We start from the raw sequence: 23,285 nt of genomic DNA, 5'->3' as shown, positions 1-23,285 counted from the left end.
GACGGAGGAAATACTATGCTCGGAATTTTAACCTTTATTCTGGTTTTTGGGATTATTGTAGTAGTGCACGAGTTCGGACACTTCTACTTTGCCAAGAAATCAGGGATTCTAGTGCGTGAATTTGCCATTGGTATGGGACCCAAAATCTTTGCTCACATTGGCAAGGATGGAACGGCCTATACTATTCGAATCTTGCCTCTGGGTGGCTATGTTCGCATGGCCGGTTGGGGTGATGATACAACTGAAATCAAGACAGGAACTCCTGTCAGTTTGACGCTTACTGATGATGGTAAGGTTAAACGCATCAATCTTTCAGGTAAAAAATTAGATCAAACAGCTCTCCCTATGCAGGTGACACAGTTTGATTTTGAAGACAAGCTCTTTATCAAAGGATTGGTTCTGGAAGAAGAAAAAACATTTGCAGTGGATCACGATGCAACGGTTGTGGAAGCAGATGGTACTGAAGTTCGGATTGCACCTTTAGATGTTCAATATCAAAATGCGACTATCTGGGGGAAACTCATTACTAATTTTGCAGGTCCTATGAATAACTTTATCTTAGGTATCGTTGTTTTCTGGATTTTAATCTTCATGCAGGGTGGTGTCAGAGATGTCGATACCAACCAATTCCATATTATGCCCCAAGGGACTTTGGCTAAGGTAGGAGTGCCAGAAACGGCTCAGATTACCAAGATTGGCTCACATGAGATTAGCAACTGGGAAAGTTTGATTCAGGCTGTGGAATCAGAAACCAAAGATAAGACGGCCCCGACCTTGGATGTGACTATTTCTGAAAAGGGGAGTGACAAACAGGTCACTGTTAGTCCGGAAGAAAGTCAAGGCCGTTACCTTCTAGGTGTTCAACCGGGGATTAAGTCAGATTTTGTATCCATGTTTGTAGGTGGTTTTACAACTGCTGCTGACTCGGCCCTCCGAATTTTATCAGCTCTGAAAAATCTGATTTTCCAACCGGATTTGAACAAGCTAGGTGGACCTGTTGCCATCTTTAAGGCAAGTAGTGATGCTGCTAAAAATGGAATTGAGAATGTCTTGGACTTCTTGGCAATGATTTCCATCAATATTGGGATTTTTAATCTTATTCCGATTCCAGCCCTGGATGGTGGTAAGATTGTGCTCAATATCCTGGAAGCCATTCGCCGCAAACCATTAAAACAAGAAATTGAAACCTATGTCACCTTGGCCGGAGTGGTCATCATGGTTGTTCTGATGATTGCTGTGACCTGGAATGACATCATGCGACTCTTTTTTAGATAATCGAGGAATATTATGAAACAAAGTAAAATGCCTATCCCAACGCTTCGCGAAATGCCAAGCGATGCTCAAGTTATCAGCCATGCTCTTATGTTGCGTGCTGGTTATGTTCGCCAAGTATCTGCAGGTGTTTATTCTTATCTACCACTTGCCAACCGTGTGATTGAGAAAGCTAAAAATATCATGCGCCAAGAATTCGACAAGATTGGTGCCGTTGAGATGTTGGCTCCTGCCCTTCTTAGTGCAGAATTGTGGCGCGAATCAGGTCGTTACGAAACTTATGGTGAAGACCTTTACAAACTAAAAAACCGTGAAAAATCAGACTTCATTCTAGGTCCAACTCACGAAGAAACCTTTACAGCTATTGTCCGTGATTCTGTTAAGTCTTACAAGCAATTGCCACTTAACCTTTACCAAATCCAGCCTAAGTATCGTGATGAAAAACGCCCACGTAATGGACTTCTCCGTACACGTGAGTTTATCATGAAGGATGCATACAGTTTCCACGCTAACTATGATAGCTTGGACAGTGTTTATGATGAGTATAAGGCTGCTTATGAGCGTATTTTCACTCGTAGTGGTTTAGATTTCAAGGCTATCATCGGTGACGGTGGAGCCATGGGTGGTAAGGACAGCCAAGAATTTATGGCCATTACACCTGCGCGTACAGACCTTGACCGCTGGGTTGTCTTGGACAAGTCAGTTGCCTCATTTGATGAGATTCCTGCAGAAGTGCAAGAAGAAATCAAGGCAGAATTGCTTAAATGGATGGTTTCTGGTGAAGATACCATTGCCTACTCAAGTGAGTCTAGCTATGCAGCTAACTTGGAGATGGCAACAAATGAGTACAAACCAAGCAACCGTGTTGTCGCTGAAGAAGAAGTGACTCGGGTTGTAACACCAGATGTTAAATCAATTGATGAAGTGGCAGCCTTCCTAAACGTCCCAGAAGAACAAACAATCAAGACCCTCTTCTACATGGCAGATGGTGAGCTTGTTGCAGCCCTTCTAGTTGGAAATGACCAACTCAACGAAGTCAAGTTGAAAAACTACTTGGGAGCAGATTTCTTTGACGTTGCTAGTGAAGAAGAAGTGGCAAATGTTGTTCAAGCAGGATTTGGTTCACTTGGACCAGTTGGTTTGCCAGAGAATGTTAAAATCATCGCGGACCGTAAGGTGCAAGATGTTCGCAATGCAGTTGTGGGTGCTAATGAAGATGGCTACCACTTGACTGGTGTGAATCCAGGCCGTGATTTTACTGCAGAATATGTGGATATCCGTGAAGTTCGTGAGGGAGAAATTTCCCCAGACGGACAAGGTGTTCTTAACTTTGCGCGTGGTATCGAAATTGGTCACATTTTCAAACTCGGTACTCGTTATTCAGCAAGCATGGGAGCAGATGTCTTGGATGAAAATGGCCGTGCTGTGCCAATTATCATGGGATGTTACGGTATCGGTGTCAGTCGTCTCCTTTCAGCAGTGATGGAGCAACACGCTCGCCTCTTTGTTAACAAAACGCCAAAAGGTGAATACCGTTACGCTTGGGGAATCAATTTCCCTAAAGAATTGGCACCATTTGATGTGCACTTGATCACTGTCAATGTCAAGGATGATGAAGCGCAAGCCTTGACAGAAAAGCTTGAAGCAAGCTTGATGGGAGCTGGTTACGAAGTCTTGACAGATGACCGTAACGAACGTGTCGGAGTCAAATTCAGCGATAGCGACTTGATTGGATTGCCAATCCGTATCACTGTTGGTAAAAAAGCGACCGATGGCATCGTAGAAGTGAAGATTAAAGCGACTGGTGACACCATCGAAGTTCATGCAGATAACTTGCTTGAAACGCTTGAAATCCTCAGCAAGAAATAAAAACTATAATCAGAAGAAAAACAAGGGAAAAATGTAACTAGTTTTTACCTTGTTTTTTCTGTATAATAGGAAAAATGAGTAGATAAAGAGGTAAATGTATGCTAAAATTTCCAAAGGATTTTGTCTGGGGATCCTCTACTTCTGGGCCACAGACAGAAGGACGTGTAGCTGGTGACGGTAAGGGAGATAATCTCTGGGATTACTGGTTCCAAGTGGAGCCAAATCGCTACTATAATGGGATTGGTCCAGATAAAACATCGACCTTTTATGAAAATTGGGAACAGGATATCGACCTCTTGTTAGAAACTGGTCACACGGCCTTTCGGACTTCTATTCAGTGGTCACGGATTTTTCCACAAGGGCGTGGGGAAGTCAATGCTCAAGGTGTGGATTTCTATCGTAAGGTTTTTGAGGCTATTAAGGACAAAGGGATTCGTCTTTTAGTGAATCTTTATCATTTTGATTTACCTTTTGCTCTTCAAGAAGATGGTGATGGTTGGGAAAATAAGGCGACTGTCTCAGCCTATGAAGACTATGCTCGTTTTTGTTTTGAGACCTATGGAGATTTAGTGGATCAATGGATTACCTTTAACGAGCCCATCGTTCCTGTAGAATTTGGCTATTTTTACGATGCCCATTATCCACATAAGGTGGATGCAGAGGCAGCAGTTAAAGTAGCTTATCACACACAATTAGCTAGCAGTCGTGCGGTCAAGGCCTGTCATGAACTCTTGCCTGATTCCAAGATTGGGATTGTCCTCAACTTGACACCTGCTTATCCACGTAGTCAGCATCCTGCGGATGTCAAGGCAGCTCGCATTGCGGACCTTTTTCAGGCCCAATCTTTCTTAGACCCGTCTGTTTTGGGGACTTATCCACAGGAGTTGGTAGAAATCTTGCATGAACACGGTCTTTTACCTGATACTACGGAGGAGGAGTTGGAACTCATTCGTGACAATACAGTGGACTTCCTTGGTGTCAACTACTATCAACCTTTGCGTGTTATGGCTCCTCGATTTGCGAAGCATCCAGAGAGCCCACTCTTACCAGAACATTTTTATGAGCCTTATGTGATGCCTGGACGTAAAATCAATCCTCACCGTGGCTGGGAGATTTATGAGCAGGGAATTTATGACATTGCCCAAAATATCAAGGAAAATTATGGTAATATCGAGTGGATGTTGACAGAGAATGGCATGGGTGTTGAAGGGGAAGAAAAATTCCGTCAGGATGGAATGATTCAAGATGATTACCGTATTGACTTTGTAAAAGGTCATCTTCGTGAACTTCACCGTGCCATTGAAGACGGAGCCAATTGTAAGGGCTACTTAATTTGGACCTTTATTGATTGTTGGTCATGGCTCAACAGCTATAAAAATCGCTATGGTTTGGTCGAATTAGACTTGGAAACGCAAGAACGTCGTCTGAAGAAATCAGGGCACTGGTTCAAGGAACTAAGCGATAATAATGGATTTTAAAAAAGAACTCTGACTGATTATCCTAATTGGTCAGAGTCTTTTGCTAACAGGAGCGTAATTTGAACTATACCAATTTTTACTCTTGACAAGTGAAAGAAACAAGTATATACTGTTTTTGCTGATTCTATAAAAGAGGAATTAGACTATACCAATTTTAAGGAGAAAGCACAGCTTGCCTGTGTCGTATATACTATGTGTGGAATTGTTGGTGTTGTTGGAAACACAAATGCAACTGATATTTTGATTCAAGGGCTTGAAAAGCTCGAATACCGTGGCTATGATTCTGCGGGGATTTTTGTCCTAGGTGGTGCTGAAAACCATCTGGTTAAGGCGGTTGGCCGTATTGCAGAATTGTCTGCTAAGACAGCTGGTGTTGAGGGAACAACTGGTATTGGACATACTCGTTGGGCAACTCACGGGAAACCAACTGAGGACAATGCTCACCCACACCGCTCTGAGACAGAACGTTTTGTCTTGGTGCATAACGGGGTGATTGAGAACTACCTTGAAATCAAGGAAGAATACCTTGCAGGTCACCACTTCAAAGGGCAAACAGATACGGAAATAGCCGTTCATTTGATTGGAAAATTTGCGGAAGAAGATGGCTTGTCAGTTCTTGAAGCCTTCAAAAAAGCCCTTCATATCATCCGTGGTTCTTATGCCTTTGCCTTGGTTGACTCACAAGATCCTGAAGTTATCTACGTGGCTAAAAATAAATCACCACTTTTGATTGGTCTTGGGGAAGGCTACAACATGGTCTGCTCAGATGCTATGGCTATGATTCGTGAGACCAACCAATACATGGAAATTCATGACCAAGAGTTGGTAATCGTCAAGGCTGATAGTGTGGAAGTTCAAGACTATGATGGCAACAGTCGTGAACGTGCTAGCTATACTGCGGAACTTGACTTGTCTGATATCGGTAAGGGAACTTACCCTTACTACATGCTTAAGGAAATCGATGAGCAACCAACGGTTATGCGTAAACTCATCCAAGCCTACACAGATGAGGCTGGTCAAGTTGTCGTAGACCCAGCTATCATCAAGGCTGTTCAAGACGCAGATCGCATCTACATCCTTGCAGCTGGAACATCTTACCATGCAGGATTTGCTTCTAAGAAAATGTTGGAAGAATTGACAGATACACCAGTTGAACTTGGAATCTCATCTGAGTGGGGCTACGGTATGCCACTTCTCAGCAAGAAACCACTTTTCATCTTTATCAGCCAGTCTGGTGAAACAGCGGATAGCCGTCAGGTTTTGGTCAAGGCTAATGAAATGGGAATCCCAAGCTTGACAGTGACAAACGTCCCAGGTTCAACTCTTTCTCGTGAAGCCAACCATACCATGCTCCTTCATGCAGGACCTGAAATTGCCGTAGCCTCAACCAAGGCTTATACAGCACAAATTGCAGCCCTTGCCTTCCTTGCAAAAGCAGTTGGAGAAGCGAACGGCAATGCTAAAGCGCAAGACTTTGACTTGGTTCATGAGTTGTCAATCGTAGCTCAGTCTATCGAATCAACTCTTTCAGAGAAAGAAAACATTGAAGCCAAGGTTCGTGATCTTCTTGAAACAACTCGCAATGCCTTTTATATTGGGCGTGGTCAAGATTACTACGTAGCTATGGAAGCAAGCCTTAAACTCAAAGAGATTTCTTACATCCAGTGTGAAGGCTTTGCGGCAGGAGAACTCAAGCACGGAACCATTGCCTTGATTGAAGAAGGAACACCTGTCTTGGCACTCTTGTCAGATCCAGTCCTTGCCAACCATACTCGTGGAAATATCCAAGAGGTCGCAGCCCGTGGTGCCAAGGTTCTCACTATTGCAGAAGAAAATGTTGCCAAGGATACAGACGACATCGTGCTTACGACTGTACACCCTTACCTCTCACCAATTTCAATGGTTGTGCCAACGCAATTGGTCGCTTACTTTGCAACTCTGCACCGTGGCCTTGATGTGGATAAACCACGTAACCTTGCTAAGTCAGTAACGGTAGAATAAGCCAAAAAAGTCTAGTTATCTAGGCTTTTTCTTGTGAGCAAATGGGTTGCTTGTACTCAAGATTCGTGTTAGAATAATTTTTCAAATTGAAGGACAGAGGTAGACAAGGAGAATCACTGTGGTAGAATTGGGAATTTCAACATTTGGGGAAACAACGGAGCTTGAAGGGACTGGACAGACTTACAGTCATGCCGAACGCATTCGCCAGTTGGTGGCGGAGATTGAGCTGGCTGATAAGGTTGGTTTGGATGTGTATGGGATTGGTGAGCATCATCGAGCAGATTTTGCGGTATCAGCTCCAGAGATTGTACTAGCAGCTGGGGCAGTCAATACCAAGAAAATCCGTTTGACCAGCGCAGTCAGCATTCTGTCAAGCATGGATCCCATTCGTTTGTTCCAACAGTATGCCACTATCGATGCTTTGTCAAATGGACGAGCGGAGATTATGGCTGGAAGGGGTTCTTTCACGGAATCTTTTCCCTTGTTTGGCTATGATTTGAAAGACTACGAAGCCCTTTTTGATGAGAAATTAGACTTGCTTCAATTAGTCAATGAAAAGACCAAGTTAGACTGGCAAGGTCGATTGACCCAAACAATCTCTGGTAAAGAAGTTTATCCTCGTCCAGTTCAGGACCGATTACCCTTATGGATAGCGACAGGTGGTCATGCCGAATCAACAGTGAAGATTGCTCAGGCTGGTCTACCGATTGTTTATGCCATTATTGGTGGCAATCCGAGTTATTTTAAAAAGTTGATTCAGGCTTATCGTGAGATTGGGAGCGAAGCGGGTTATGCCAGTCAGGAACTAAGGGTTGGAGCTCATTCTTGGGGTTGGATTGCTGAGGATGGCGAGCAGGCGGTAAAAGATTATTTCCATCCGACCAAGCAAGTGGTGGATGCTATTTCCAAAGACCGTCCGCACTGGCAGGAATTGCGTTATGAGCAATATTTGGAGCAAGTTGGGCCAAATGGTGCTATGTTTGTGGGCAATCCAGATCAGGTGGCCGAAAAATTGATTCGCATGATTGAAGACTTAGGTTTGGACCGCTTTATGTTGCACTTACCTCTTGGTTCTATGCCTCATGACCAGGTTCTGAGAGCTATGGAACTTTTCGGAACGCAAGTGGCTCCAAAAGTACGGGAATACTTTGCCATGAAAGAGGCTTAATAAAAAATCCTAATCAGGTTTATTAGGACGACAAATATTGTACAAAAATCAATCCCCCGAGCTATAATGCTTGGGGGATTTTTCTATAGGAGGGCTAGTTTAGTTCTCTTTTTTGTTTTTTAGCAAGAACTCGAGACCTAGAAGGGCAGGAGGCTGATTCCTGCAAACAGGAGTTTGTTATCGTTGTGCTTAGTTATATCTAGCTATGCAGGTTATACAGTAGCAGTTTTAGCTAACCCATTCACCGTTTTCATTGACCAAATAGTCTTCAACTCTTGTATTAACTGCAAGTTTACCTGATGAATCAACATAGTACCATTTGCCAGAAACTTCAAACCATTGATTTTCTTTCATAGCTCCTGATGGCTCAAGATAGTACCAAGTATCTCCATCCTTAACCCAACCGGTTGACATAGAACCGTTACTATTTAGGAAGTACCAAACATTACCATCTTTTACCCAGCCAGTAACCATAGAACCATCATCTTTTAGGTAATACCAAGTATCTCCATCTTTTATCCAACCAGTAGCTAGAGAACCGTCTGCTTTATGGAAATACCAGATGCCATTTTCTTGTTTCCAACTAGCTTTAGTTGTCTGATTTGGAGTTTCCGATTTCTTATTTGTATAAGCTGGAGTATAGGAAGTGACAATAGTTTGAGTATGCGTAGATGGAAGTGATTGAGTATTATTGTCCTTATGTGGTTGTGAATCAGTTGTAGCTTGGCTAGGTTTATTTTCCGCATCAGCTACTGTTGCAGATGGTTTAGTAGAATCAGGTTTAGCTTGTGGAGCTGGATCTTGATGTGTAGGGTGAGAAGCTTCATTTTGATGTTCAGGCTTGGAAGGGCTTGAATCTGGTTTCTCTTCTGCAGTTGACTCATGGCTGGTTCCATTTTGAGAGACTCGAAGAACAGTAGCTGTAAGGGCATTCAATTTCAAGCCTTTTTCAGTCCATTCAAGTCCTTTCGGGTTGGTAATTCCTACTGGTCCTGCTTGGTTCTCATCTGCCAAAACTTCAGCATTTCTGAGGTGGGCGAAGGCAGTTCCCAAATTAAATTCGCGAGCTTTTTCATCCGCATTGACAAAGATTGCGTAGATATCACCGTTTGGAGCAGTAATTTGGTAGCCAATTACTACATCCTCTTTTTCTACACCATTTTGACCTGGGACAGTGATGAGGTGGACACGGTCTTTGATATCTTGGAGACTCTTAAGTCGGAAGGCATCTGTAGATTGACGAAGGGCAATCAACCCTTTCATATAGTCACGGCTCTTGACATTTTCAGGATATGCTTTTCTATCTGTAGCCTTAGTCCAGTCAAATTTGTTGACAGCATCACTAGAGTCATAAGAATCATGGATGAAGTAAGGATAGTCAAATGGATTGCCATCCTTATCACGCAACAAGTGAGATTTGTTTGGTTGTTTGTCCTCTGCTACTGGAGTCTTGTAGGCTGGGTCACGGAATTGTTTGGTGCGTCCATATTCCTGACCAGAGTGGATAAATGGAGTTCCTTGAGCAGTCAATACCATGAGATTTCCAAGTCGTAAACGACGATGGATTTCAGCATAGTTCTCAGCCTTGCTTGGGTCTTTTTTAATAGACTGGGCAATGATGTCAAAGAGGGTCAAGTTATCATGGGCTGCAATGTATTGGATGACATCTCCAGGACTATCTGCTTCAAAGTTGGTTGGTTGAGCAATGAGATTTTTGAAGACAGTGTTGATATCACGCTTGCCACCTGTGATAAAGGCAGGTTGCCCTTCGTTTGGATAACCAGACTTGAGGTTGTTACGGATGTCATCTGAAAAGACAGCGACAGTATCGGTATGTTTCATCCAATCTTGGTCAGCAGCTTTAGTAGGCATATTTTCATCGCCAGCATAGGTTCTCCAACCTTCACCCAGCATGATGAGGTTTGGATTGAGGGCGCGTGCAGCCTTGTAAGCTTCTTCGATAGAAGCCGCATCGTGGTCTCCCATCATATCGAAGCGGAATCCATCCACTTTGTAGGTATCAACTAGATATTTGATAGAGTCAACTAGAATCCGTTTGGTCATATGGTGAGTTGTCCCCAAGCGTCCACCACCAAAGCTAGTGCGAGGTGTTCCGTCAGCATCCATAAAGTGGTAGTAGTTTGGCTCTAGGTCTTCGAAGATATCGACCTTGGCTGTATGGTTATAAACGACATCTAGGATAGCTCCCATGCCACGTTTGTGGATTTCATTGATGAGGTTTTTAAATTCTGCGATTCGTTTTTCTGGATTTTTAGGATCGCTTGAATACATACCAGTCAATGAGAAGTAGTTTTGAGGGTCATATCCCCAGTTGTAGTTGCTGTTGCTTGAAGCATAGTCAGACAAGCGTTCATGATTTTTCAATTCATTGACAAAGTAGTAAGACAAGACTGGAAGGAGCTGGATGTGGGTCACACCTAAGTCTTTGAGATAGTCTAGTTTTTCAATAAAGGCTTCAAAAGTCCCAAATGGTTTGGTCAAGTCTTTTGCAATGGCAGGATCTGAAGTGAAGTCACGCACATGAGCTTCGTAGATAACGGCATCTTCACGAGTCTTGAAGTTGTGAATCTTACCATAAGTTAAGTCTTGCGGTCCTAGTTTGGCTGGATCTACAAAGGCAGCTTTAGCCACTTTATGGGCATCGTCAATCTTGGCATCGTCACTATTCCAAGCAGCGAGGGACTTAGCGTAAGGATCGAGTGCAAGAACAGTTTTACCCTGACGCTCGATTTGGTATTGATAATAGTATCCGGTGAAATCGGTGATTCCTAATTTGTTTGTGCTATCTAGAGTTTGTTTCCAAGTTCCTCTTTCTCCTTTTTCAAGAGCGACAGTTCCAACTACTTTGTCAGGGTCATTCTTGTCGTAGACAACGACAGAAACCTTATCAGCACTTGGTGACCAAAGGGTCAAATCAACTTGTTTTCCTTCTTCTTTTAAGTCAGCTCCCAGTTTGCCATCATAACTGTAAGTCTCATCTTTAAGTCGCCAGCTTGTTTTGGTAGTGAATTGGTCGGAATTGTAGCTAACAGTATAGGGATGTTTTGTGTCAGAGAAATCTCCGCTGTAGGTCACTTTTTTACCAGCTTCATCGATTGCAACATCGGTAATAGTTACTTTGTTTCCTAGGTGATTAGTGATGTTGGAGTGTTTGAGGATATCTTCTTTTTTGGCACCAACTAGTGTTGAAAAACTACTTTCAATGCTAGAAGTGCCTACGTGTTGGGCTCCTGTCATACGGATATCATGGACATAGTATGGATTTGTGTAAATCGATTCGTCATCGTCTTTTAGGAAAATTTGGCTATGATTTTTCAAATCTGTGAACTTATAATCTTCTTTACGGATTTTCACGTCGTCTCCTTGTTTGCTCTCATCTAGTAATAAAAAGCCGAATTCTCTTGATGCTTCATTGAGAGGAATGTCGATATAGCGACCGTATTTACCTGTAGCCGTAAAGTCTGTTCCGTCAGGCCATTGAGCGCTACTTGGATTTTTCACATCTCCCCAGTACCAGAGAGATTTCTTGTCATAGTTGCCGTCAGTGCGGTAGTAGTTGACGCGAACAGTTCCTGCAGGCCGTGGCTCGTAAGAGAAAACCTTGTAATCTTGGTCTAACCAAGCCTCGTTCATTTTTGGAACTAGTTTTTCGGTCGATTTATCGCCGGTTAGATTTTTTCCAGCTGTATTATTGATGAGGAAGCTAATTTTCTTGGCTTGTTCTCCCTTTAATTTGACATCTAGGTAGTAGCCGTAGTCATCTTTTTTGGCATCCTTAAAGGACAGGGCTCCGTTAGGCCAGTTTTCAGAAGGTTTTTCAACATCATCCCAAGTCCATAGTCCTTGACTATCCTTGTTTTCTTCAGGAAGTTTTTTGACGTGGATACGGAAGTAATTGTCTTCGATTGGCTCTTCTGCCTTAGTTTCAGTCGTTACTGGACTAGTAGAAGTAGTTGGCTCATTTGAACGATCTTGTCCGGTTTGTGGTGCTGAATCGGCGGGGCTTGCAACAGGAGTGGTTGGCTCTGTTGCAGGTTTTTCTTCTTTTTTCTCTAGGGAAGCGTTTGCATTGTTAGGTGAAGAAAAATCGCTTTCGTTCTTGCCAGCGATGTTTGTTGCATCAGTAAGAGGTTGGGCAAGGGCAGTAGTGGTTTCACTATTACTTGCGTTAGTGGTTGGTGTACTTTCGTTGGCTGAGATAGTTGGGGTAGCCATAGCAAGTAGGACAAGGCTTGCGCCGATAAGGACAGAACCAGTTCCATTCTTGAGGGAACGGATGCTGTAGACCATTTTTTTCTCAGTTTGAGCTGGGGTTTTTCTCATAATGATTCTCCAATCAATAAATTTCTATATCAGTATAGCATGTAGTAAAACAATATGCAAGCGTTTTCTTTGGTTTATCAAAGAAATTCTTACTTTTGAGAAGTTTTCCGTATTATTTTATATATCAGTATAAATAATGGAAATAATACTCAATGAAAATCAAAGAGCAAACTAGGAAACTAGCCGCAGGCTGTACTTGAGTACGGCAAGGCGACGTTGACGTGGTTTGAAGAGATTTTCGAAGAGTATAAAAATGTCATATAAGCCAAGCCGTATTATTAGGAAGATGATGTGTTCCCAGCTATTTTTATTCAGAAATTGATTTCTAATATTTCTTTAAAAAGTTCATCTAGCGAAACTATAAATAGGAAGAGAAAAAGCTAGCGCTTCTCAAGTTTTATCTAGTTTCCAAACTATAGTATTTACTGGAAATCTAAAGAAAATATCAGAAAAATTCAGCAAACGTTTTCTTCTTATTTTCTTGACTTTTTTGCTGATTTGTGCTTGACTTTTACTTGAAATTTGATAAACTATAGACAAATAGGAAAACGTATTCATTTAAAAACGGAGGAATAAGGAATGAATCAAGAAAAACGTTTGCATCGCTTTGTCAAAAAGTGTGGACTTGGTGTGTGTAGTGCTGTTGTTGCGGCCTTTTTATTGAGCGCTCAGGGAGTAGCTTTGGCTACAGAGCAAGGGAATCGTCCAGTTGAGACAGAAAACATCGCCCGTGGAAAACAAGCTAGTCAAAGTTCTACTGCTTATGGAGGAGCTGCTACACGAGCAGTGGATGGTAATGTTGATAGTGACTATGGGCACCATTCTGTAACGCACACAAACTTTGAAGACAATGCTTGGTGGCAAGTTGATCTTGGAAAAACAGAGAATGTTGGAAAAGTTAAACTTTACAATCGTGGAGATGGGAATGTAGCTAATCGTCTTTCCAATTTTGATGTTGTTTTGTTAAATGAAGCAAAACAAGAAGTTGCTCGTCAACACTTTGATAGTTTGAATGGGAAGGCAGAACTTGAAGTTTTCTTCACCGCCAAAGGCGCTCGTTATGTAAAAGTGGAGTTGAAAACTAAAAATACCCCATTGAGCTTGGCAGAAGTGGAAGTATTCCGTTCAGCAACAACTCAAGTTGGACAGGATAGAACTGCACCAGTAGTAGATCAAAAATCAGCATTGAAAGACTACCTTTTTGGCTTAACTTATAATCCTTTGGATATTTTAACTCGTAAGGGAGAAACCTTAGAAAATCGCTACAACACAAGTGCTAAGGAACAAAATGGAGAGTTTGTCGTTGTAGAAAAAATCAAGAAAACCCTCTCTACAGGCACAGCAGATGTTTCCATCAATGGAAATCAAAATGTCTTTCTAGGTGGCTTGTATAAGGCAAACCAAAATCTGCTAGAAAATCAGCCAGAATTGATTAGTCTTGCCCGTGCAAAGGGGACAGTCAGCGTCGATTTACCTGGTATGATTCAGTCTGACAGCCGAATTGAAGCAGATCCTACAACTAGTGGTATGCAGTCTGCGATGAATACCTTGGTTGAAAGATGGACAAAGAATTACTCATCTAGCCATTCCGTTCCTGCCCGTGTTCAGTATGAATCAACTACAGCCTATAGCATGAATCAATTGAAAGCAAAATTTGGTGCAGACTTTGAAAAAGCAGGTGCACCGCTCAAGATTGACTTTGAGGCTGTGCAAAAGGGTGAAAAGCAAATTGAAGTTGTAAACTTTAAACAAATCTACTATACAGCAACATTTGATGCACCGACCAATCCAGCGGCTGTATTTGACAAGAGTGTGACACCTGAAGATTTAAAACAAAGAGGTGTTGATTCACAAACTCCACCTGTATATGTATCAAACGTTTCTTACGGACGTCAAATCTATGTTAAGTTTGAGTCAGCAAGTAAGTCTACTGAATTAAAAGCAGCTATTAATGCAGTTATCAAAGGCGCAACAATTGCTCCAAATTCTGAATGGAGCCGTCTATTGAAGAATACTTCTGTAACAGCGGTAATTGTAGGAGGTAATGCTAGCGGTGCCGCCAAAGTTGTCACAGGAACAGTCGAAAACTTGAAGGAACTCATTAGAGAAGGAGCTAACTTTAGCGCTCAAAGTCCAGCTGTGCCAATCTCATATAAGACTGCCTTCCTAAAAGATAATGCCCAAGCAACTTTACAAAATAGTACAGACTATATCGAAACGAAGGTTACTTCTTATAAAAATGGCTTCTTGAAACTTCATCATAAGGGTGCTTATGTTGCGCGTTACTACATCTATTGGGATGAAATTACATATGATGAACAAGGAAATCCAGAAATCCGTTCACATCAATGGGAAGATAACGGAAAAAACAGAACTTCAGGCTTCCAAACAGAGATTCAATTTAGAGGAAATGTCCGTAATCTTCGCATCAAGGTTCAAGAAAAGACAGGTCTTGTATGGGAACCATGGCGTACAGTTTACAACCGCACAGACTTACCACTAGTACAACAGCGTACAATTACACATTGGGGAACAACTTTAAACCCTAAAGTTGATGAAAAAATTGTGAATGAGTAACGATTTGATTTACTTGATTCGATAGTAAACAGTGAAGAGGAGGAACTTCGATTTCTCCTCTTTTATGATTGACTTTTGAGAGAATGAAAAGATGAGAAGGGGAACTTCTATAGCAGATTGAAACTAGAATAGTACGTTGTTGCTATTAAAACATTTTCAAACGTCTCACACTTAATTCCATCATAAAAATCCGTTTTAGACTAATTTCCACTTTGGTCAGGCAAGTGGAAGTTACTTTAAGAAGTTACGACCTACGAAAAAATTACCAAAAATCTACAGAATCCCTTGAAAAATCTAGCTAAATAGGGTATAATATGAGTAATCATTTGTCGTAGGTTTTGTCTGAAATATTGTCCAGACAAGGCTCACAGCAGTTAAATCTTCTGAAAAAGTCAGATTTAGCTGCTCTTTTTGTGCTTTTTTTCAGGAATTCGAGCATTTGTAACAAAGACTTAAAGATTCTGAAAATTCATCAAAGGGACACGGTGATAGGGGTTTTTAAAACCATATGACGATTAGAAAAGCCTGTTTGACAAGGCTTGGAACTTATTTACAAAGGAGAATCATCTTGGCAGGACATGACGTTCAATACGGGAAACATCGTACCCGTCGTAGTTTTTCAAGAATCAAAGAAGTTCTTGACTTACCAAATTTGATTGAAATTCAAACTGACTCATTCAAAGATTTCCTAGACCATGGTCTTAAAGAAGTGTTTGAAGATGTATTGCCAATTTCAAACTTCACAGACACAATGGAGTTGGAATTTGTTGGATATGAAATCAAGGAACCAAAATACACGCTAGAAGAAGCTCGTATCCACGATGCTAGCTACTCAGCACCAATTTTTGTAACCTTCCGCTTAATCAATAAAGAAACAGGCGAAATCAAGACCCAAGAAGTTTTCTTTGGTGATTTCCCAATCATGACAGAAATGGGTACTTTCATTATCAATGGTGGTGAACGTATCATCGTATCTCAGTTGGTGCGCTCGCCAGGTGTTTACTTTAACGATAAAGTTGATAAAAACGGTAAAGTGGGCTACGGTTCAACGGTTATCCCTAACCGTGGAGCTTGGTTGGAACTTGAAAGTGACTCAAAAGACATTGCCTACACTCGTATCGACCGTACTCGTAAGATTCCATTTACAACCTTGGTTCGTGCGCTTGGTTTCTCAGGTGATGATGAAATCTTTGATATTTTTGGTGATAGCGAATTGGTTCGCAACACTGTTGAAAAAGATATCCACAAGAACCCAATGGATTCTCGTACAGACGAAGCTTTGAAAGAAATCTACGAACGCCTTCGTCCAGGTGAGCCTAAGACAGCTGAAAGCTCACGTAGCTTGCTTGTAGCTCGTTTCTTTGACCCACGTCGCTATGATTTAGCAGCCGTTGGTCGTTACAAGATTAACAAAAAACTCAATGTTAAAACACGTTTGCTCAACCAAACCATTGCGGAGCCATTGGTAGACCCTGAAACAGGCGAAATCTTGGTAGAAGCTGGAACTGTTATGACTCGTAGCGTGATTGAAAGTATTGAAAGCCATTTGGATGGTGACTTGAACAAGATTGTTTATATTCCAAATGATGCAGCCGTTGTGACTGAGCCTGTTGTTCTTCAAAAATTCAAGGTTGTTGCTCCAACTGATCCAGACCGTGTTGTAACCATCATTGGTAATGCTAATCCAGATGACAAGGTTCGTACGGTGACTCCTGCAGATATCCTTGCTGAGATGAGCTACTTCCTCAACTTGGCTGAAGGACTTGGCCGTGTAGATGATATCGACCACCTTGGAAACCGTCGTATTCGTGCGGTTGGGGAATTGCTTGCCAACCAAGTACGTCTTGGACTTTCTCGTATGGAACGTAATGTCCGTGAACGTATGTCTGTTCAGGACAATGAAGTCTTGACACCACAACAAATCATCAATATCCGTCCTGTAACAGCTGCGGTGAAAGAATTCTTTGGTTCATCACAGTTGTCACAGTTCATGGACCAACACAATCCGCTTTCTGAGTTGTCTCACAAACGCCGCTTGTCAGCCTTAGGACCTGGTGGTTTGACACGTGACCGTGCTGGATATGAAGTACGTGACGTGCACTACACTCACTACGGTCGTATGTGTCCAATCGAGACACCTGAAGGACCTAACATCGGTTTGATCAATAACTTGTCATCATATGGACACTTGAACAAATATGGTTTTGTTCAAACACCATACCGTAAAGTTGACCGTGAAACAGGTGTTGTTACCAACGAAATCGTTTGGTTGACAGCCGATGAAGAAGATGAATTTACTGTAGCACAGGCTAATTCTCGTCTGAATGAAGATGGAACCTTTGCTGAGAAAGTTGTCATGGGACGTCACCAAGGGGTCAACCAAGAGTATCCAGCTAATGTTGTTGACTACATGGACGTATCACCAAAACAGGTAGTTGCCGTTGCGACAGCATGTATTCCTTTCTTGGAAAACGATGACTCCAACCGTGCCCTCATGGGAGCCAACATGCAACGTCAGGCTGTGCCATTGATCAATCCTCAAGCACCTTACGTTGGTACTGGTATGGAATACCAAGCAGCCCACGACTCTGGAGCGGCTGTGATTGCTCAGTATGATGGTAAAGTTACTTACGCAGATGCTGACAAGGTAGAAGTTCGTCGTGAAGATGGTTCATTGGACGTTTACCACATCCAAAAATTCCGTCGTTCAAACTCAGGTACTGCTTACAACCAACGCACGCTTGTTAAAGTTGGCGATGTTGTTGAAAAAGGCGATTTCATCGCTGACGGACCTTCCATGGAAAATGGAGAAATGGCACTTGGACAAAACCCAATCGTTGCCTACATGACTTGGGAAGGTTACAACTTCGAGGATGCCGTTATCATGAGCGAACGCTTGGTTAAAGACGATGTCTATACCTCTGTTCACCTTGAAGAATACGAATCAGAAACGCGCGATACAAAGCTTGGGCCTGAAGAAATCACTCGTGAAATTCCAAATGTTGGGGAAGACGCTCTTAAAGACCTTGACGAAATGGGTATTATCCGTATCGGTGCTGAGGTTAAAGAAGGCGATATCCTTGTAGGTAAAGTAACACCTAAGGGTGAGAAAGACCTTTCAGCTGAAGAACGCCTCTTGCACGCTATCTTCGGAGATAAATCTCGTGAAGTGCGTGATACTTCTCTTCGTGTACCACACGGTGCCGATGGTGTCGTTCGTGATGTTAAAATCTTTACACGTGCAAATGGAGATGAGTTGCAATCAGGTGTTAACATGCTGGTTCGCGTCTACATCGCTCAAAAACGTAAGATCAAGGTCGGAGATAAGATGGCCGGACGTCACGGAAACAAAGGGGTTGTCTCTCGTATCGTTCCTGTAGAAGACATGCCTTACCTTCCAGACGGAACTCCAGTCGATATCATGTTGAACCCACTTGGGGTGCCATCACGTATGAATATCGGTCAGGTTATGGAGCTCCACCTTGGTATGGCTGCTCGTACTCTGGGTATTCATATCGCAACACCAGTCTTTGACGGAGCAAGTTCTGAAGATCTTTGGTCAACTGTTAAAGAAGCAGGTATGGATAGCGATGCCAAGACAATCCTTTACGATGGCCGTACTGGTGAACCATTTGATAACCGTGTGTCAGTTGGTGTCATGTACATGATCAAACTCCATCACATGGTTGACGATAAATTGCACGCGCGTTCAGTCGGACCTTACTCAACCGTTACCCAACAACCACTCGGAGGTAAAGCTCAGTTTGGTGGACAACGTTTCGGTGAGATGGAGGTTTGGGCTCTTGAAGCCTACGGTGCGTCAAATGTCCTTCAAGAAATCTTGACTTACAAGTCTGACGATATCAACGGACGTTTGAAAGCCTATGAAGCTATTACAAAAGGAAAACCAATTCCAAAACCAGGTGTTCCAGAATCATTCCGAGTTCTTGTCAAAGAATTGCAATCTCTTGGTCTTGATATGCGTGTCCTTGACGAAGATGACCAAGAAGTGGAACTTCGCGACTTGGATGAAGGAATGGACGAAGATGTCATCCACGTAGATGACCTTGAAAAAGCCCGCGAAAAAGCAGCCCAAGAGGCTAAAGCAGCCTTTGAAGCTGAAGAAGCTGAGAAAGCAACAAAAGCGGAAGCAACAGAAGAAGCTGCTGAACAAGAATAAGCAGTTCACTTAGAATAGAAAGGGAAGAAATAGTGGTTGATGTAAATCGTTTTAAAAGTATGCAAATCACCCTAGCTTCTCCAAGTAAAGTCCGTTCATGGTCTTATGGAGAAGTCAAAAAACCTGAAACAATCAATTACCGTACCTTGAAACCAGAACGTGAAGGACTCTTTGATGAAGTTATCTTTGGTCCTACAAAAGACTGGGAATGTGCTTGTGGTAAATACAAACGCATTCGTTACAGAGGGATTGTTTGTGACCGTTGTGGGGTTGAAGTAACGCGTACGAAAGTTCGTCGTGAGCGTATGGGACATATCGAATTGAAAGCTCCTGTATCTCACATCTGGTACTTCAAGGGGATTCCAAGCCGTATGGGCTTGACCCTTGATATGAGCCCTCGTGCCCTCGAGGAAGTTATCTACTTTGCGGCTTATGTGGTGATTGATCCTAAGGATACACCACTTGAGCACAAGTCTATCATGACAGAGCGCGAATACCGTGAGCGCTTGCGTGAGTATGGTTATGGATCGTTCGTTGCCAAGATGGGTGCCGAAGCTATCCAAGACCTTTTAAAACAAGTAGATCTTGAAAAAGAAATTGCTGAACTCAAAGAAGAGTTGAAAACAGCTACTGGACAAAAACGTGTCAAAGCCATCCGTCGTTTGGATGTTTTGGATGCCTTTTACAAGTCTGGAAACAAACCTGAATGGATGATTCTCAACATCCTTCCGGTTATTCCACCAGATCTTCGTCCAATGTTGCAGTTGGATGGTGGCCGTTTTGCCTCATCTGACTTGAACGACCTTTACCGCCGTGTTATCAACCGTAACAACCGTTTGGCTCGTTTGCTTGAGTTGAATGCACCAGGTATCATCGTTCAAAATGAGAAGCGTATGCTTCAAGAAGCAGTTGATGCTTTGATTGACAATGGTCGTCGTGGTCGTCCAATCACAGGACCAGGTAGCCGTCCACTGAAATCATTGAGCCACATGCTTAAAGGTAAACAAGGACGCTTCCGTCAAAACTTGCTCGGTAAACGTGTTGACTTCTCAGGACGTTCCGTTATCGCTGTTGGTCCAACTCTTAAGATGTACCAATGTGGTGTGCCACGTGAAATGGCGATCGAGCTCTTTAAACCATTCGTGATGCGTGAAATCGTTGCACGTGATATCGTGCAAAACGTCAAAGCAGCTAAACGCTTGGTGGAACGCGGAGATGAGCGTATCTGGGATATCCTTGAAGAAGTGATCAAAGAACACCCAGTGCTTTTGAACCGCGCACCGACCCTTCACCGTTTGGGTATCCAAGCCTTCGAGCCAGTCTTGATTGATGGTAAGGCCCTTCGCTTGCACCCACTTGTCTGTGAAGCCTACAATGCCGACTTTGACGGGGACCAAATGGCCATCCACGTACCGCTTTCAGAAGAAGCCCAAGCAGAAGCTCGTATCCTCATGCTCGCTGCTGAGCACATCTTGAACCCCAAAGATGGTAAACCAGTTGTTACTCCATCTCAGGACATGGTTTTGGGTAACTACTACTTGACCATGGAAGAAGCTGGTCGTGAAGGTGAAGGAATGGTCTTCAAAGATCGTGATGAAGCGGTTATGGCTTACCGTAATGGTTATGTTCACCTCCACTCACGTGTTGGTATCGCAACAGACAGCCTCAACAAGCCTTGGACAGAAGAGCAAAAACACAAGGTCTTGCTTACAACAGTTGGTAAAATCCTCTTCAACGACATCATGCCAGAGGGTCTACCATACTTGCAAGAACCAAACAATGCCAACTTGACAGAAGGCGTTCCAGCTAAATACTTCTTGCCACTTGGTGGAGATATCAAGGAAGCTATCAGCAATCTTGAACTCAACCCTCCATTCAAGAAGAAAAATCTTGGAAATATCATCGCTGAAATCTTCAAACGTTTCCGTACGACAGAAACTTCTGCCCTACTTGACCGCATGAAGAATCTCGGTTACCACCACTCAACTCTTGCAGGATTGACAGTGGGTATTGCCGATATCCCAGTCGTTGATGACAAGGCTGAAATCATTGAAGAATCACACAAACGTGTAGAACAAATTACAAAACAATTCCGTCGTGGTATGATTACAGACGACGAGCGTTACAATGCTGTTACAGCCGAATGGCGTGCTGCCCGTGAAAAACTAGAGAAACGCTTGATTGCCAACCAAGATCCGAAGAACCCAATCGTTATGATGATGGACTCTGGAGCCCGTGGTAACATCTCAAACTTCTCACAGCTTGCCGGGATGCGTGGTCTGATGGCTGCTCCGAACGGACGTATCATGGAATTGCCAATCCTTTCAAACTTCCGTGAAGGTTTGTCGGTATTGGAAATGTTCTTCTCAACTCACGGTGCCCGTAAAGGTATGACCGATACGGCCCTTAAGACAGCCGACTCAGGTTACTTGACTCGTCGTTTGGTTGACGTTGCCCAAGACGTTATCATCCGTGAGGACGACTGTGGAACAGACCGTGGTCTCTTGATCCGCTCTATCGCAGAAGGAAAAGAAATGATTGAGTCTCTCGAGGAGCGTCTCAATGGTCGTTACACTAAGAAAACTGTTAAACATCCAGAAACTGGTGCAGTGATTATCGGTCCAAATGAGTTGATTACAGAAGACAAAGCGCGTGAAATTGTCAATGCTGGTGTGGAAGAAGTGACTATCCGCTCTGTATTTACATGTAACACTCGTCATGGTGTCTGCCGTCACTGCTATGGTATCAACTTGGCGACTGGTGATGCGGTTGAAGTTGGTGAAGCAGTTGGTACAATCGCTGCCCAATCTATCGGGGAACCTGGTACACAGCTTACAATGCGTACCTTCCACACGGGTGGGGTTGCCTCAAATACCGATATCACTCAGGGTCTTCCTCGTGTCCAAGAAATCTTTGAAGCTCGCAATCCTAAAGGGGAAGCGGTTATCACAGAGGTTAAAGGACAAGTTACAGCTATCGAAGAAGATGCCTCAACTCGTACTAAGAAAGTCTTTGTTAAGGGTGAAACTGGCGAAGGTGAGTACGTCGTTCCATTTACAGCTCGTATGCGTGTTGAAGTTGGAGACCAAGTAGCGCGTGGTGCTGCTCTTACAGAAGGTTCTATCCAACCAAAACGTCTCCTTGCAGTTCGTGATGTCTTGTCAGTTGAAACTTACCTTCTCGGTGAAGTACAAAAAGTTTACCGTAGCCAAGGGGTAGAAATCGGTGACAAACACATCGAGGTAATGGTTCGTCAAATGATCCGTAAAGTCCGTGTCATGGATCCAGGTGACACAGATCTTCTCATGGGTACCCTCATGGATATCAATGATTTTACAGATGCTAACAAAGATGTCCTTATCGCAGGTGGAGTTCCAGCGACAGGTCGCCCAGTCCTTATGGGAATTACCAAAGCCTCACTTGAAACCAACAGTTTCTTGTCAGCGGCTTCCTTCCAGGAAACAACTCGTGTCCTTACTGACGCGGCTATCCGTGGTAAGAAAGACCATCTCCTTGGACTCAAGGAAAATGTTATCATCGGTAAGATCATCCCAGCAGGTACTGGTATGGCCCGTTACCGTAACCTTGAACCACATGCTATCAACGAAGAAGAATACCTTAATCCTCCAGTAGAGGAAGAAGGAAATGAAGAAACAACAGAAGTAGTTGTGGATACTGCCGTTGAAACTGTGGAAGAAACAGTAGAATAAAAGAGAATGAGAGAACCTTCGGGTTCTCTTTCTGTTTTCTGAAAACTTTCTCCATTTTTCCATGAAATGTGGTAAAATAAAAGAAAGAGGCTGACAAAGGAGACGGGTATGGAACAAACATTTTTTATCATTAAACCAGATGGTGTAAAAAGAGGACTAGTGGGTGAGGTGTTGAAACGCATCGAACAACGTGGATTTACAATCGAAAAATTGGAGTTGCGTTCACAGGTTTCAGAAGAGTTGATTGACCAGCACTATCAGGACCTGGTTGGTCAAAGTTTTTACCCGCCGATTCGTGAATTTATGACTTCAGGACCGGTTCTTGTAGGTATCATTTCTGGTCCCAAAGTAATCGAAACTTGGCGGACTATGATGGGTGCGACTCGTCCAGAAGAAGCTTTACCAGGAACGATTCGAGGTGATTTTGCAAAAGCTGCTGGAGAAAATGAGGTTATCCAAAATGTTGTACATGGTTCAGATTCAGAAGAGTCAGCTAAGCGAGAAATTGCTCTTTGGTTTTAAGAGTGGATTGGTTCAATCAATTGGTTAAAAGCTCATTTGAATAGAAAGTATAGTCAATTAGTTTAAGACATGACGCATGATATCAAACTTTTTAGTTTTTGATATGGTGCGTTTTTTGATTAAGTGACTATTAGTTCATCTCGCTCCGTTAGGTGCGAGATGAA

10 protein-coding genes are annotated in these 23,285 nt (G+C 42.9%); 9 read left to right on the top strand and 1 reads right to left on the bottom strand.

All coding sequences use genetic code 11. From position 1 onward, the window contains the following. Window positions 1-15: 15 nt before the first annotated feature. The 5 genes from rseP to HT732_RS01985 all read left to right on the top strand — a co-directional run bounded on the left by rseP (window position 16) and on the right by HT732_RS01985 (window position 7,788). Window positions 16-1,275: an RIP metalloprotease RseP gene (rseP, locus tag HT732_RS02005; RefSeq protein ID WP_173253788.1), complete on the top strand. Its 1,260-nt coding sequence runs from the start codon at window positions 16-18 to the stop codon at window positions 1,273-1,275. A gap of 12 nt (window positions 1,276-1,287) precedes the next feature. Beyond that, complete coding sequence (locus tag HT732_RS02000; protein WP_173253787.1) at window positions 1,288-3,141, top strand: proline--tRNA ligase; 1,854 nt, start codon at window positions 1,288-1,290, stop codon at window positions 3,139-3,141. Window positions 3,142-3,239: 98 nt separating this feature from the next. Further along, entirely contained in the window at window positions 3,240-4,619 is a 1,380-nt protein-coding gene (bglA, locus tag HT732_RS01995) for a 6-phospho-beta-glucosidase (RefSeq protein WP_173253786.1), read from the top strand. A gap of 192 nt (window positions 4,620-4,811) precedes the next feature. Further along, a complete protein-coding gene (glmS, locus tag HT732_RS01990; protein ID WP_173253785.1) occupies window positions 4,812-6,620 on the top strand; it encodes a glutamine--fructose-6-phosphate transaminase (isomerizing) in 1,809 nt (602 codons plus the stop codon). A 118-nt stretch (window positions 6,621-6,738) separates the two neighbouring features. Continuing rightward, window positions 6,739-7,788 carry an Atu2307/SP_0267 family LLM class monooxygenase gene (locus HT732_RS01985; RefSeq protein ID WP_173253784.1) on the top strand — a complete coding sequence of 350 codons (1,050 nt, stop codon included), beginning with the start codon at window positions 6,739-6,741 and terminating at the stop codon, window positions 7,786-7,788. A gap of 228 nt (window positions 7,789-8,016) precedes the next feature. Here HT732_RS01985 and HT732_RS01975 read toward each other — a convergent pair whose 3' ends face one another. Next, window positions 8,017-12,132, bottom strand: coding sequence for a pullulanase (locus HT732_RS01975; RefSeq protein ID WP_240155823.1), 4,116 nt, complete (start codon window positions 12,130-12,132; stop codon window positions 8,017-8,019). A gap of 579 nt (window positions 12,133-12,711) precedes the next feature. Between HT732_RS01975 and HT732_RS01970 the strand changes: the two genes are divergently transcribed. The 4 genes from HT732_RS01970 (at window position 12,712) to ndk (ending at window position 23,121) form a co-directional block, all read left to right on the top strand. Beyond that, on the top strand, window positions 12,712-14,709 hold the full coding sequence (locus HT732_RS01970; protein ID WP_173253783.1) for a thiol-activated cytolysin family protein: 1,998 nt from the start codon (window positions 12,712-12,714) through the stop codon (window positions 14,707-14,709). 568 nt (window positions 14,710-15,277) lie between these two features. Beyond that, window positions 15,278-18,889: a DNA-directed RNA polymerase subunit beta gene (rpoB, locus tag HT732_RS01965; RefSeq protein ID WP_173253782.1), complete on the top strand. Its 3,612-nt coding sequence runs from the start codon at window positions 15,278-15,280 to the stop codon at window positions 18,887-18,889. Between the two features lie 32 nt (window positions 18,890-18,921). Then, on the top strand, window positions 18,922-22,599 hold the full coding sequence (gene rpoC, locus HT732_RS01960) for a DNA-directed RNA polymerase subunit beta' (protein WP_000228746.1): 3,678 nt from the start codon (window positions 18,922-18,924) through the stop codon (window positions 22,597-22,599). A 108-nt stretch (window positions 22,600-22,707) separates the two neighbouring features. Continuing rightward, entirely contained in the window at window positions 22,708-23,121 is a 414-nt protein-coding gene (ndk, locus tag HT732_RS01955) for a nucleoside-diphosphate kinase (RefSeq protein ID WP_061115000.1), read from the top strand. Window positions 23,122-23,285 lie beyond the last annotated feature (164 nt).

The sequence above is a fragment of the Streptococcus sp. 5346 genome, from assembly GCF_013277455.1.
Lineage (GTDB): Bacteria > Bacillota > Bacilli > Lactobacillales > Streptococcaceae > Streptococcus.
This window is presented reverse-complemented; position numbering and strand designations above follow the sequence as displayed.